Source organism: Brevibacillus sp. WF146, from assembly GCF_001673705.2.
Taxonomy (GTDB): Bacteria; Bacillota; Bacilli; order Brevibacillales; family Brevibacillaceae; genus Brevibacillus; species Brevibacillus thermoruber.
On sequence record NZ_CP109943.1, the window covers coordinates 1,902,798 to 1,916,530 of the forward strand.

Sequence of the window (13,733 nt, forward strand, 5' to 3'; positions counted from 1 at the left end):
GACTTGCTCCTGTTCCCCAGCAGGGGCTTTCTTTCAGGGCCCCCGCCCGGCGGCGAAACGGGCCCGCTCGGCAGGCGGCAGCGCCGGACGGGCGGGCGTGTGATCGCATGCGCCGGACGGGTTTTTAAGGAGGACCGTCAGTATGTATTTGAAACGCCTGGAACTGGTTGGGTTCAAATCGTTCGCCGACCGGACCGAGTTGGAATTCGTGCCCGGAGTGACTGCGGTCGTCGGGCCGAACGGAAGCGGCAAGAGCAACGTGTCCGACTCGATCCGCTGGGTGCTCGGCGAACAGAGCGCCAAATCGCTGCGCGGGGCAAAGATGGAAGACATCATCTTCGCCGGAAGCGATACGCGCAAGCCGCTCAACTTTGCGGAAGTGACGTTGACGCTGGACAATACCGACCGTTCTCTCGACGTGGAATATACGGAAGTCTCTGTCACCCGCCGGGTCTACCGTTCGGGTGAGAGCGAATACTACATAAACAACCGGGCCTGCCGGCTCAAGGACATCATGGAGCTGTTCATGGACACAGGTCTCGGCAAAGAGGCCTACTCCATCATCGGGCAGGGAAAAATCGAAGAGATTCTCAGCACCAAGGCGGAGGACCGCCGCGGCATTTTTGAAGAAGCGGCCGGCATCGTCAAGTACAAAACCCGCAAGCGGGAAGCGGAGAAGAAACTGGACGAGACGGAACAAAACCTCGTGCGGATTCACGACATCGTCAGCGAGATCAACGAACAGATCGGTCCGTTGAAGGAGCAGGCGGACACCGCCCGCAGATACAACGAACTGCGTCAGACGCTGATGGAGCACGAGGTGGCGCTCTACGTCCAGCAGATCGAGGCGGCGCACGCCAAATGGGAGGAAGCGAGCCGCCGCGTGCAGGAGCTGCGGGAGCAGTTGGCCGGACAGACGGCCCAGGCCTCGAAGCGGGAAGCCGACCTGGAGCAGGCCCGCTTTCACGTCAGCCAGATCGACCAGTCGATCGAGGAACTGCAGCAAGTGCTGCTTTCCGTGAGCGAAGAGACGGAGAAAGTGGAAGGTCAGCGGGAAGTGCTCAAGGAACGGCTGCGCAACCTGGCCGCCAACCGGCAGCAGACGATGGAACAGATGCACCGCATCACGGAAAAGCGGCACGCCGTCGAGGCCGAGCTGGCAGAAGAACAGCAGCGGGTCGAGGAAACCAGGCGGCGCATGGCCGATGCGCAGGCGTCGCTGAAGGAGGCGGAAGACCAGTTTTCCGCCATGATCCAGTCGCTCACTGACGACGTGGAGCGATTGAAAGGGGACTACTTTGAAAAACTGAACGCGATGGCCAATCTGCGCAACGAAATCCGCCACCAGCAGCAGTTGAGCCAGACCAGCCAGGCCCGGGCGGAGCGGCTGGAGCAGGAAAAAGAGCGGCTCAATCAGGAAGAGGCGACCCGCCAGGCCAAGCTGGCCGAGCTGAACGAACAGCTTCAGGAGATTGACCGGTCGATTCAGGAGACACTCACCCGTTACAAGGAATCGATCGAGCGGATTCGCGAGGGACAAGCCCGCCTGGAGGCGTCCCGCCGGGAACTGCGTCAGTGGGAGCAGAAGCGGGAAGCGGCCAAATCGCGGCTCGACCTGTTGAGGGAGATGCAGGCGGAATTTGCCGGGTTCCAGCAGGGGGTCAAAGAAATCCTCAAGGCCCGCGAGCGCGGCTTTGCAGGGATTCACGGGGCCGTCGCCGAACTGGTCACGGTGCCGGAAAAGTACGAGACTGCCGTGGAGGTGGCGCTGGGCGGCGCCCTGCAGAACGTGGTCGTCGACGACGAAGCGGCCGGCCGGGCGGCGATCACCTACCTGAAACAGCACAATGCGGGACGGGCTACCTTCCTGCCGCTGGACGTCATCCGGCCGCGCAGCCTGCAGCCGGACGAGAAGCGGCTGTTGGGCAGGCAGGACGGCGTGGTCGGCATCGCCAGCGAACTGGTCTCGTTTGAGGAGACGTACCGTCCCATCGTCGAATCCCTTTTGGGCAATGTCATCGTCACGGAGACGCTGGAGCAGGCCAACCGCGTGGCGCGGGCGCTGAGCTACCGCTGCCGCGTCGTCACGCTGGAAGGGGACATCGTCAACGCCGGCGGTTCCATGACCGGGGGCGCGCTGAAAAAGAATACGACCAACCTGCTGGGCCGCAGCCGTCAGGCGGAAGAGCTGGAGGCGCAGATGGCCGAGATCGAAGAGGCCATTGCCGGGCATACTACGCGTATGGAACAACTGGCCGAAGAACTCAAGCGGATCGAGCAGGAGCAGGAGCAGCTTCGCACCCAGGGGGAATCGCTGCGGCTGAAGGAACAGGAAGTAAAGGGGCTGCTTCAGCAGACGGAAGCGGAAGGCCGCTCGCTGGCGGAACGGGCCATGCTCGTCGATCAGGACGTCGCGGGGTACCGCCGGGAGATGGAGGAAGCCGGACGGAAACTGGCGGAACTGGAGGCCGCCCTGGCCGTCATGGAAGAAGAAGAGAAGCAGTTGTCCGAACGGATCGCCGCCGCCGAAGCGAAGCGGCAGGAGCAGCTCGAATCCAAGGAAGAGATGAACCAGAAGATCACCAGCCTGAAGGTGCTGGACGCCCAGGTCAAGCAGGAACACCAGTCCCGCGTGGAGCAGTTGGAGCGGCTCTCGGAACAGCGCGCGTCGCTGCAGCGGGAGTGGGAGGAATTGAACCGGACGCTGGCCTCGCTGGACGAGCTGGAGCGGACCAACGAGTCGTCCAGCGGCGAACTGGAGCAGAAGATCGCCGAGCTGCGGCAGGACAAGGAGCGCGTCGCGGGACTGATCCAGGAGCGGCGCAGCGAGAGGGCCACGCTCTACCATCAGCAGGAGCAGGTGGAGCAGGAGGTCAGGGAAATCCGCAAGCAGGTGAAGGCGCTCGAGGAAGGACTGCATCAGGAAGAGGTGAAGGCCAACCGCTTCGAGGTGGAACTGGATCACCTCCTGAACAAACTCTCCGAAGAATACGAAATCAGCTACGACCTGGCCAAGCAGAAATACCCGCCCCGCGGCGACATGGCGGAGGAGCAGCAGATCGTCAACCGCCTGAAAAAAGAGATCGCCGCGCTGGGCACGGTCAACCTGGGCGCCATCGAAGAGTACGAGCGGCTCTTTGAGCGCCATCAGTTCCTGAGCGCGCAGGAGGCCGACCTGAACGAGGCCAAGGCGATGCTCTATCAAGTGATCGAAGAGATGGACACCGAGATGTCCCGCCGTTTCAAAGAGACGTTTGACGCCATCCGGGAACAGTTCCGCGACGTGTTCGTGCAGTTGTTCGGCGGAGGACGCGCCGACCTGCTGCTGTCCAATCCGGACAACCTGCTGGAGACGGGGATTGACATCGTCGCGCAGCCGCCCGGCAAAAAGCTGCAAAACCTGGCGCTCCTGTCCGGCGGCGAACGGGCGCTGACCGCGATGGCTCTCCTGTTTGCCATTCTGCGGGTCAAGCCGGTGCCGTTTTGCGTGCTGGACGAGGTGGAGGCGGCGCTGGACGAAGCCAACGTCAACCGATTCGCCGAGTACATGCACCAGTTCAGCAGCCAGACGCAGTTCATCTGCGTCACCCACCGCAAGGGGACGATGGAGAGCGCCGATGTGCTGTACGGGGTGACGATGCAGGAAGGCGGCGTGTCCAAAATCGTCTCGGTCAAGCTGGAGGATACCAAAACATTCATCGAATCCGCTTCGTAAAGGGAGATGACCATGAGCTTTTTCAAGCGTCTGCGTGACGCCATCGTGCAAAAGTCGGAGGCGGTTACGCAAAAATTTACCGAAGGTCTGGCCAAAACCAGGGATCTGCTGGTGGAAAAGGTGGAAGATCTGGTTCGCCGGTACAAAAAAATCGACGACGATTTCTTTGACGAACTGGAAGAGATCCTGATCACGGCCGACGTCGGCGTCAACACCGTGATGGAGCTGATTGACGAACTGCGCGACGAGGTGCGCAAGCAAAAAATCGAGAACGCCATGGATCTGCAGCCGATCCTGTCGGAAAAGCTGGTCGCCCTGCTGAAAAACGACCAGAGCCGGGACGCCGGTTTGAACGTGCAGGACGGGCGGCTGAACGTCATCCTGTTCGTCGGCGTCAACGGCGTGGGCAAGACGACCACGATCGGCAAGATGGCGCATATGTTCAAACAGCAGGGGAAAAAGGTGCTGCTGGCGGCAGGGGACACGTTCCGGGCGGCCGCGATCGAACAGCTCGAGGTGTGGGGCGAGCGCGTCGGTGTGGATGTGATCAAGCACCAGCAGGGAGCAGACCCTGCGGCCGTCATCTACGACGCCGTCCAGGCGGCCAAGTCGCGCGGCGTGGACGTGCTCCTGTGCGACACGGCGGGACGCCTGCAAAACAAGGTCAACCTGATGGAAGAGCTGAGCAAGGTGCACCGCGTCGTGCAGCGGGAACTGCCGGGAGCCCCGCATGAGGTGCTGCTCGTGCTGGACGCGACGACGGGGCAAAACGCGCTCTCCCAGGCCAAGACGTTCGGCCAGGCGGCCGGCGTGACGGGCATTGTGCTGACCAAGCTGGACGGGACGGCCAAAGGCGGGATCGTCATCGCCATCCGCAACGAACTGAACATCCCCGTCAAATACGTCGGCCTCGGGGAAAAGATGGACGACCTGCAGCCGTTTGACCCTGAGCAGTTTGTGCACGCGCTGTTTGCCGGGCTGATTGCGCAGGAGACCGCGGAGGAGCAGCAGTAACAAAGTGTTGATAAGGACAGGAAACCTGTATCGCTTTCACCGTGATACAGGTTTTTTTCGTATGGGGTGAACCGGAAGTGCCCCCCCATCCGTTTGTATGCCTGTCACCCTCGAAGGAAATACTCCCTATTTAGGGTGCACGAAAAGGCGGTGTGTCACATGAACATTCTTCGAAGGCTGTTCCCTGACATGTTTTCGGCGTTTCATGCCAAAGACGAACCTGCACACGGGGACGAACAGACCCGGACCGTTTCGTCCCTGTCGGTTGAAGAGCTGCAGAAACGGTTCTGCCACGTTCATGATGCCTGTGTGAAAGAATTGCAGGTGAATGCCCAGGCAGTCACGCTGTTTTACGTTCGCTCCCTGATCGATGCGGACCAGTTGCGGGAGGGGATTCTGCTCCCGCTGGTACACGGGGATTACGACTGCGCAAGCCGCGCCATCATTTCCGATCAGGTCAAGCCGGTCCCGAATCTCGAAAAGGCGATTGAACAAACCCTGCAGGGCGCCGTCATCGTGTTTGGCGAGGGGCAGGTATTTGCCGTGCATATTCCCAGCACCATCAGCCGTTCCATTGAAAGCTCGGAGCAGGAAGCCATCGTCTACGGACCCAAGGACAGCCTGAGCGAGCAGTTGGATCACAATCTGACCATGATCCGCAGGCGTTTGCCCGTGCCGGAACTGAAGTACTGTTTGTTTACCCTGGGATCGTTGAGCAAAACAAACGTCGCGCTGCTGTACATCGAGGGAATTGCCAATCCGGAAAACATCCGGCTCGCATTTGAAAAGACATCGAACATTGATTTCGATGTATTTTTTGACTCGTCGCATGTCAGTGCGTTTTTGGAGGATCACATGAGCAGCGTTTTTCCGCAGTTTCAGCAGACGGACAGGCCGGACGCGGTAGCCGCCGCACTGGCCAGCGGAAAAATTGTCTGGCTGGTCGCCAATACGCCGTTTGCGCTGATTGCCCCCGTTACGTTTTTTGATTTGTTTCAGTCTCCCGAGGATTACATCCACCGCTGGATGGTCAGCAGCTTCTTGCGGTTCCTTCGTTTCTTTGCCTTTTTGTTTGCCATCGTCCTGACGCCGGTGTATGTGGCGCTGACCACGCACCATTACTATTCGATTCCGCTGGAAGTGCTGTACCTGCTCATGGAGTCGAGAAGCGAGATTCCCTTTACCCCGATCTGGGAGGCCATGTTCATGCTGCTCACTCTCGAGATTCTGAAGGAGGCCAGCTTGCGGATGCCCACCAAGTCCGGCCAGACGCTCGGGATTGTCGGGGGAATTGTCGTCGGTCAGGCTGCCGTCGAAGCGAATGTCGCGAGCAATATTTTGATCATCCACATTGCCGTCTCCGCCATCGCGTCGTTTCTGGTGCCGAATTACCTGATGACGAATTCCAGCAAATTGATCCAGTTCGCCCTGCTCATCCTTGCCGCCTGGCTGGGGATGTGGGGAATCATTTTCGGAATGGTGTGGGTGCTTATCCATTTAACCGGGCTCACGTCCTTGAAGCAGCCGTATTTTGCTCCCCTTACCCCGATGTATTGGCGAGATTGGAAGGATACGATCGTTCGGCTGCCGTTGAAGATGATGAAACAGCGGCCTGCGCACCTGCGACCGGTGGCGAAATCGAGAATGAAAAAGGAGATCCGATGAAGAGCAGTTCGTTGTTTGCCCATGACAAGCCGCTTCAGCCATGGATGTGGGCTGTTTTGGTGAACAGGATGCAAGTCGGCTACTTCATGCTGATCCTGCCGAACGTGCTGGTTCAACCGTATATGGTCTGGATCATTTTGCTTGCCGGATGTTTGGCTCTTCTCAACCTGTGGGTAATCGGAAAGGGCCTGGAAGCCAGTTACCAGCAGCATGAAACGGAAGGATGGCGGCCGTTCGTGGGGAGCGTGTGGATGCGCGTGTTGATGGTCCCCTGCCTGGTCATCACGCTGCTGAAATTGACGATTGTCGTGAAAGGGTATGTCGGCATCGTGCACCAGATCCTGTTTCCCTCCGTCAATACCGGGACGTTCATCGTTCTGATGATGTTCGCCGGATATTATTTGGCGAAACACGGGATGTGGACGGTGCTTCGTTTTGGCGTGATCGCCTTTCTGATGTCCGCCTGGATCCTCGTCCTGTACGGGTATTTTTTGTTGCCGCCGGAAGCGAACTATTCCCATCTGTATCCGATCATCCCGCTGCAGTGGCCCTCCCACTGGCTCGAATCCCTGCTGTTCGTATGGGCGGCGTTTGCCGGGCCGGAATATTTCGTTGTGTTGGGGCCGTGGACAGGGGGAAAGCCGCTGACCAAATACTTCCTGGCGGGGCACGTTGTGTCACTCTTCGAATACGTGTATTTCTTTTTCGTTTCGCTGCTGTTTTTCGGTTCTTCTTATTTGAAAACCGTTGATATTGCGCTGATCCAACTGATTCGTTACATCCAGCTTCCTTTTTTTGAACGCGTGGAAATGATCGTGGTGCCCGCTTACATGGCCCCCGTTGTCCTGGTGATCGCGCTGCTGATGCTTTATGTATACGGGGCCCTTCGCATTCTGCTGAAGCGAATCCGCAAGGCGCCGCATGCGGGAGGGTTGTTCATGGTGTTTTTGGCGGTGGGAGGGTATCTGTTGATTGTCGATCGCTGGCTGTGGACATCGGAAATCCAAAGACGCATGTGGGAACAACTGCAGATGGTTGTCGGCGGGGCATCCTTTGCATTGACTCCCGCCCTGTTTCTTGTGCTGCATGCCATGCAATCCAGGAGGCGAAAAAGTGAAAAAGCGCAGTAACAGCCTGATGATCGTCCCGATGCTGCTGATGCTGTCCGGCTGCGGCTCATGGTCGGTGAAAAGCAGCATCATTGAAGAAATCTCGCCGACCATCCTGCTGTATGTCGACCGGGGCGCGGACAAACACCTGGAGCAGGCAACCTTGGTCCCGCCTCTGCGCGAGGAAAAGAAACGGATGATCACGGCAAACGTCAGGATGATGAAGGAAGGACGAATCCAACTGAACCAGAAGTACTACCGCGAGATGAAAAGCGGGCAGCTGCGCATGCTCTTTATTTCCAAAAGTCTCGCCCGGGAAGACCTCCTGCCCATTGTCAACACCATGATGCTTGATCCCGAAATCTCCGACCGCCTGTATCTGATCGTCGTGGAAGGAGATTTTCTCGCGTACTTGAACCAGCAGGTCGAAAAACAGCAGGAAATGATCGATTTTTATCTGTACAAGATGCTGGCTCACTATGAGCGGCAGGGAGAAATCACGGTGACCAATCTGCACCGGTTTATGGAAGCGTATTTTTCCCCTTATGCAGATCCGCAGATGCCGCTGTTCACCGCAAACGGAACCGATTTGATCTATGAAGGAACGGCGCTGTTTCGCGATGGCAAAATGGTGGGCGAAATCACGGCGCTGGACGATACCCTGTTCCAAATCCTCAACCGACCGACGCGATTTCAAAAGTCGCTGTCCCTGCCGGAACGAGGAGTTACGCTGGGGTCGCTGCACACGAAAACGAAGGTGACGGTACAACCTACAGGCGATGTGAAGATTTACATCGAAGGAACCGGGAGGGTGGAAGAATACCAGGGCGAGCGGGACCTGAACCAACCGGAAGCGGCGCAGCAGTTGACGAGGGAGTTGGAAGCGGTTCTGGAACAGAAGGCCGCCCTTCTTGTGAAAAAGCTGCAGCGGTTGAGGATTGACCCGCTGCGGATCGGAGAGCGCACCCTGGGCCCCTTTTCGCAGCCGTACACCGAGGAAGCGTGGAAAGCGGCGTGGCCCACCATGCCTGTCCATGTGGACGTGCATTTGCAGCTGGAAAGTCTGGGATTGCTGAAGATGAAAAGATGACGAAGCCCTTGCATGGCCTGTCGGCTGCAGCAAGGGCTTCTTGCCTGTTAGTTGCGGCTGCGAACCTCCTGCCGCATGAACAAAACGTACGAGGCGGCAAAGCAAACGGCTGTAGCCGCAAGCAGTCCCGTTACCTGCGGCCAGACCAGAAGCAGGCTTTGGCCGAACGGAAGCGGACTGGGAATCGCTCCGTAAATCTGTTCCATCGTCAGAGGCCCCAGGCTGCGGACGGATGGCGTCAGCATCGTCGTGGTGGCCTCGCTGAACAACTGGCTCGGCGACAGGCGGGAGAGGTTTAGAATAAACTGCTGATGGGACAGCACGTTCTCCGGCGTCTGGGCGGCCGGTGCGGTGGCGGCGGCCGTCAGGTTGACCAGCAGCGGAAAAAAGACGCTGAAGAACAGCCAGACGGCAATCCCCGCCAGCGCGGAAGTGGCGGCCTGGCGAAAGCGGGTGGAAAACAGGATGCTCACGCTCAGCCAAAAGGCCACGTACAGCACGCTCAGCGCCAGGAAGAAGACCATGCGCCCCAGTTCTTCCGGCGTGGGCGGAATGCCGATGGCGATCAGTCCAAGCCCCATGACGAGGAATCCCAGGGCAAACAGCAGGACGCTGATGACGATGAGCGCCGCGACAAATTTGGCGTTGATCACGGTGTCGCGGTGCAGCGGCTGGGACAACAGCCGGCTCAGCGTGCCTTTGTTGCGCTCCGAACTGATGGCGTCAAAGCCCATCCCGATCCCGAGCAGCGGTCCGAGGAAGCTGACAAAGGTGATAAACGGCGGCAGCGTGCCGTCCGAGATCGTGAACAGCTTCAAAAACAGGAAGGATGCGCCGCCGTCCTGTTTGGGCACCGCCTCCCGGATCGTCGACAGGGCGGTGTACAGCGACCCGATGCAGGTCAGGACCAGAATCGACACCAGGATGACAAAGCGCCAGCTTCGCAGGTGGTCGGCCATCTCCTTGTGCACCATCACCCAAAACGGGTGGAGAGATTCCGCGCGGGGACGAACAAACCGGTCAAACACGGACATCCCCCCCTTCGAAATAGCGATGATAGATTTCGTCCAGCCCGTACGCTTTGGTGTTCAGGCGGTGGAGAGCGGCGCCGGATTGGACGGCCAGCCGGGCGATCTCGGGGGCCGCGTCCGTCCTGCAGGAGAGGAGCAGCGTCCCGTCCTGCCGACGCTCGACGCGAATTACCGGTTCCAGCCTCGCGAACTGCTCCACCAGTTCCTCGCTGACCGGCCGCACATCGGCTTCGATCAGGATCGGCTCGTCGGCAAACAGTTGGGCCGACAGTTGGGCCAGGTTGCCTTCCGCCAGCAGTCTGCCCGACACGAACAGGCCGACGCGGTCGCAGATTTGCTGCACCTGGTGCAGATGGTGGGAGGAGAGCAGGACGGTAATCCCCTCGTCTCTGCTCAGCCGCTGGATCAGGTGCAGAAAGTCGCGGACGCCCTCCGGGTCAAGGCCCAGCGTCGGCTCGTCGAGGATGATCACTTCGGGCTGTTTCATCAGGACGTCGGCCAGCCCCAGCCGCTGCCTCATCCCCCGGGAAAACGTTCCCGCCCGTTTGTGGCCGTGTTCGCTCAGGCCGACCCGCTCCAGCAGCCGGAGCGCCCGCTCTTTTCCCGTCTCGTCGGGAATGCCGTTCAGCCGCGCCGTGTAGAGCAGGTTTTCCAGGCCGCTCATGTCGTCGTAGAAGCCCACGTCGTCCGGCAGGTACCCCACTTTTCGCTTGACGGCCAGCGGGTCGCGCGTCGGGTCGTGGCCCGCCACCCGGACGGTGCCCGACGTGGGTTCCGTCAATCCCAGCATCATCAGGATCGTCGTCGATTTTCCCGCGCCGTTCGGCCCCAAGAGGCCGAAGATTTCGCCGCGGCGGATGGTCAGGGTCAAGTTGTCAACCGCTTTGAACCCGCCGTACTCTTTCGTCAGGGCAGACAGCGTAATGACGTCTTCCGCCATGTGTTACCGCCTCCCGTAGGTGCGGAACAGGTAGGTGACACCACCCGCGACAGCGAGGATTACCAGTACGCCCAACCAGCCCCACAGCACCGACGTTTCGACGGCGACGCGAAACTCCGCATCCGCGGAGGCCTCCGGCGCGGTGGCGCTGACATTGACGACGTAGTCTCCGGCGATTGCCTTGCTGTCTGCCTTGATCGTGGCGGTCACGTCCGCCTTCTGTCCCGCTGCCAGTTTGTCGATCCGCTTCGGTTCAAAGGTCACCTCCCAGTTGACGGGCGTGCTTGCGGAGAGTTCCACGTTGCGCAGATCGGCCGTCCCGGTGTTGGTCACCTTCAACTGCAGCGTCCGCGTGCCGCCGGCGGTGACGTCCGTGCTTAACACGCCGGTCGGGGTGCTGACTTCCAGGCCGTAGGTGCCGGTAATCACCGCTTCCAGCTCCAATTGGGCGGAGGTGGAGGAGGTGGCCGCCTTCACCGGGATTTTGTACGATCCCGATTTCACTTTTTTCGGCGGACGGATTTCGACGTCGATGTCCTTCGAGCCGTTGGCGTCCACCTGCACAGACGTGACCGCCTTGCCGTCCGCCTTGAACTGCACGTCCCAACCTTCCGGCGCTTGCGCCGTCAGGGAGTAGAGCTGCTTTTGCGCGGTCCGGTTGCGCAGGGTGGCGCTGTATTGAAACTGGGAGTCCGCCGGTCCTTCCATGTTCGGCTGCTCGCTGGTCAGCTCCGTCTTGAACGAGCCCTGCTGCGAGACAGTGACAGTCAGCGGCAGGACCGCTTTCCCCTTGGCGCTCAGCTCGAAGCGGTAGGTCCCCTTGTTCACGTCGAGCGGGACGTCCACCTGCAGGGTGACGGAGCGGGAATCCTTGGGCTTGACGGCGATCGTCTGCACGCTCCACCCGTCGGCAGTGATTTCCGATTCCCACTTGGCCGGCAGATGTTCCACCTCAAGCTCCGCGCTTTCGATGGCGCTTCCGTTGTTGATCAGATCGACGTTGTACTGGATGGACTCACCCGGCGTCACCGTGATGGCGGGATACGGCGTGTACAGGCTCAACGCTCCCGCGGCGTCGGCCCGGGCAGAGGCGGCCGCGGCGAGGCCGAGGGCCAGCGCCAGTCCCAGCGCCCACTGTCGGTTCCACTTGCGCTTCATGATGACAATTCCCCCTTTATCGTTGATAGTTGGTTTCACCCCGTATACGTGAAAGCATGCGCAGTTGGATTTGCCGGCGTCCAAAAAATTTTCGGGAGCTCCGGACAGCGGGAACGCTGCTGCACCCAATTGCGCATTCGCGCCTTTTTTGTTACAAGAAAATTGGGAAAGAGGCATCGGCAAAGGGGGAGGAAGGGCGTGTCGGAACAGAACCTGGAAGGGGAGCGCCTGCTCAGGGAAATGGGGCGCGGCTCGCGGGCGGCGTTTGAAGCCTTTTACGAACGGTACGCCGCTTTCGTCTACCGCGTCGCCCTGCGGATGCTGCACGATCCGATGGAGGCAGAGGACTTGTGTCACGACATTTTTCTCGAAGCCTACCGGACGGCGGCGCAGTACGACCGGCAGCGGGGAAGCGTCGAGGCGTGGCTTGCGGTAAAGACCAAGTCGCGCTGCATGGACCGTCTGCGCAGGACCCAGGCCAAACAGCAGCGGGAACAGGCGGCGGACCCCCACCCGCTGCAGGGCGACTCGGTGGAAGAAACGGTGTTGGCAAAGCTGGAACGGGAAACGGTGCGGAACGTGCTGAACGGGATTCCCGAGCCGCAGCGGCAGGCGGTCTACGGGGCCTATTTTCAGGCGAAAACCCATCGGGAACTGGCGGACATCATGGCCCGGCCGATCGGAACGGTCAAGTCGCTGATTCGCTACGGACTGCACAACCTGCGCAAGCAGTTGGCGGAGACGGGATGGTACGGAAGCGGCAAGGGAGGCGATACGCGTGAGTGACAAGCATTGCGGCGTAAACGAAGAAGACGTGATCGACCTGGTTCTCGGCAGACTCTCCGCCGGGCACAGCGAGGAACTGGCGCGGCATCTGCATCGCTGTTCCCGCTGTTCGGCTCTGCACCGCGAGTGGTCGGCGATTCTGGACGGAAGCGGCGGAGCCGGAGAACCCGCTGAACTTCATGCGCCTGCGCGGAGAACGGAGCCTTCGCCCCGTCTGAAAACGCGGCTGCTTCGCTCCATCGACGCGCGCAGCCGGCGGTCGCGGCGGCGTCGTGCGGCGGTCCTGTCCTCGGCGGCGGCCTGCGTCCTGCTGGCGGCCCTGGCTCTGGTCCCGCTGCGAGGAGACGTCATGGACCGGGCGGAGCCGGCCCCCGTCTTCCACGGTGAACCCGCCACGTCCCTGTTCCTCAGGCAGAACCGGATCGTCAACGACCCCAAAACGGTGCTGCATCAAGCGGTGCCCGTGATGCGGACCAACGTCAGGGGATACGTCTGGATCAACGACATGTCCAACGAGCTGCTGATCCTGGCGGAAGGACTGGACCCGCTGGAAGAGAAGGATTATCAGGTCTGGTTCATCATCGGAGACAGCAGGGCAAACGCAGGTGTGTTACAATGGAAGGGACGGATGGCGCACCTGTATGTCCACGACGGAGACATTCGCCGGGTCACGAACATCGCCGTCAGCATCGAACCGAAAGGGGGCAGTTTTTCCCCCACCGGTCCGGAGGCGATGTTCGTGAACATTCGTCCGTAAACTGTGTCAATAAAAAACCTTGACAGTGCATGGAGAATTGGGTAGTATAGTTATCGTGCTGTAAAGGAGAATCACTTTACAGGACATAATCGAGTACCTCTCAGCAAAGGATTGGTTTCATGCTGGAGAAGACCAATCAGGTAAATCTCTTGTTCGACTTTTACGCGCCGCTCTTGAAAGGCAAGCAGCGGGAATATCTGGAGCTGTACTATCTGGATGATTTGTCGCTGGGAGAAATTGCCGAGATGCACGAAGTGAGCAGACAGGCGGTGTACGACCACATCAAGCGGGCGGAGCGGCAGTTGTTTGAGTACGAGGAAAAACTGCTGTTGGCCGCCAAGCACGAACAGCGCCAGGCTCTCTTGGAACGCATCGGGCGGATTGTGGAAGAGCTCGCGGACAGCGAGGCAAGAGAGGAACTGCAAGCTTTGCTCCACCAACTGTCGGAGATGGATTAGGAGGGCTCGC

11 protein-coding genes are annotated in these 13,733 nt (G+C 59.9%); 8 read left to right on the plus strand and 3 right to left on the minus strand.

Annotation, left to right across the window (positions count from 1 at the left end; all coding sequences use genetic code 11):
• Nucleotides 1-142: 142 nt before the first annotated feature.
• The 5 genes from smc (at nucleotide 143) to A6764_RS09480 (ending at nucleotide 8,593) form a co-directional block, all read left to right on the plus strand.
• The gene (smc, locus tag A6764_RS09460; RefSeq protein ID WP_264622489.1) at nucleotides 143-3,715 is read left to right on the plus strand and encodes a chromosome segregation protein SMC; all 3,573 of its coding nucleotides are present in this window, start codon (nucleotides 143-145) and stop codon (nucleotides 3,713-3,715) included.
• A 12-nt stretch (nucleotides 3,716-3,727) separates the two neighbouring features.
• Nucleotides 3,728-4,729, plus strand: coding sequence for a signal recognition particle-docking protein FtsY (gene ftsY, locus A6764_RS09465; protein ID WP_029100172.1), 1,002 nt, complete (start codon nucleotides 3,728-3,730; stop codon nucleotides 4,727-4,729).
• Nucleotides 4,730-4,888: 159 nt separating this feature from the next.
• Complete coding sequence (locus A6764_RS09470; protein WP_255309634.1) at nucleotides 4,889-6,394, plus strand: spore germination protein; 1,506 nt, start codon at nucleotides 4,889-4,891, stop codon at nucleotides 6,392-6,394.
• Nucleotides 6,391-7,524 carry a GerAB/ArcD/ProY family transporter gene (locus A6764_RS09475; protein ID WP_065066708.1) on the plus strand — a complete coding sequence of 378 codons (1,134 nt, stop codon included), beginning with the start codon at nucleotides 6,391-6,393 and terminating at the stop codon, nucleotides 7,522-7,524. Before A6764_RS09470 ends, A6764_RS09475 begins: the two co-directional genes overlap by 4 nt.
• Nucleotides 7,508-8,593 (plus strand): Ger(x)C family spore germination protein, encoded by a 1,086-nt coding sequence (locus A6764_RS09480; RefSeq protein WP_176703236.1) that lies wholly within the window; start codon nucleotides 7,508-7,510, stop codon nucleotides 8,591-8,593. Before A6764_RS09475 ends, A6764_RS09480 begins: the two co-directional genes overlap by 17 nt.
• A 47-nt stretch (nucleotides 8,594-8,640) precedes the next feature.
• Here A6764_RS09480 and A6764_RS09485 read toward each other — a convergent pair whose 3' ends face one another.
• From A6764_RS09485 to A6764_RS09495, 3 genes are read right to left on the minus strand one after another with little or no spacing between them, the layout of a single operon-like run.
• Complete coding sequence (locus A6764_RS09485) at nucleotides 8,641-9,627, minus strand: ABC transporter permease (protein ID WP_051188265.1); 987 nt, start codon at nucleotides 9,625-9,627, stop codon at nucleotides 8,641-8,643.
• Nucleotides 9,614-10,564 carry an ABC transporter ATP-binding protein gene (locus A6764_RS09490; protein WP_065066706.1) on the minus strand — a complete coding sequence of 317 codons (951 nt, stop codon included), beginning with the start codon at nucleotides 10,562-10,564 and terminating at the stop codon, nucleotides 9,614-9,616. The genes A6764_RS09485 and A6764_RS09490 overlap by 14 nt, the downstream gene beginning before the upstream one ends.
• A gap of 3 nt (nucleotides 10,565-10,567) precedes the next feature.
• On the minus strand, nucleotides 10,568-11,722 hold the full coding sequence (locus A6764_RS09495) for a COG1470 family protein (protein ID WP_044899101.1): 1,155 nt from the start codon (nucleotides 11,720-11,722) through the stop codon (nucleotides 10,568-10,570).
• A gap of 198 nt (nucleotides 11,723-11,920) precedes the next feature.
• Here A6764_RS09495 and A6764_RS09500 point away from each other — a divergent pair, with 198 nt between their 5' ends.
• The 3 genes from A6764_RS09500 to A6764_RS09510 all read left to right on the plus strand — a co-directional run bounded on the left by A6764_RS09500 (nucleotide 11,921) and on the right by A6764_RS09510 (nucleotide 13,723).
• The gene (locus A6764_RS09500) at nucleotides 11,921-12,508 is read left to right on the plus strand and encodes a sigma-70 family RNA polymerase sigma factor (protein WP_255309633.1); all 588 of its coding nucleotides are present in this window, start codon (nucleotides 11,921-11,923) and stop codon (nucleotides 12,506-12,508) included.
• Nucleotides 12,501-13,265, plus strand: coding sequence for an anti-sigma factor (locus tag A6764_RS09505; RefSeq protein WP_264622490.1), 765 nt, complete (start codon nucleotides 12,501-12,503; stop codon nucleotides 13,263-13,265). The genes A6764_RS09500 and A6764_RS09505 overlap by 8 nt, the downstream gene beginning before the upstream one ends.
• 119 nt (nucleotides 13,266-13,384) lie before the next feature.
• Nucleotides 13,385-13,723 carry a putative DNA-binding protein gene (locus tag A6764_RS09510; protein WP_029100181.1) on the plus strand — a complete coding sequence of 113 codons (339 nt, stop codon included), beginning with the start codon at nucleotides 13,385-13,387 and terminating at the stop codon, nucleotides 13,721-13,723.
• Nucleotides 13,724-13,733 lie beyond the last annotated feature (10 nt).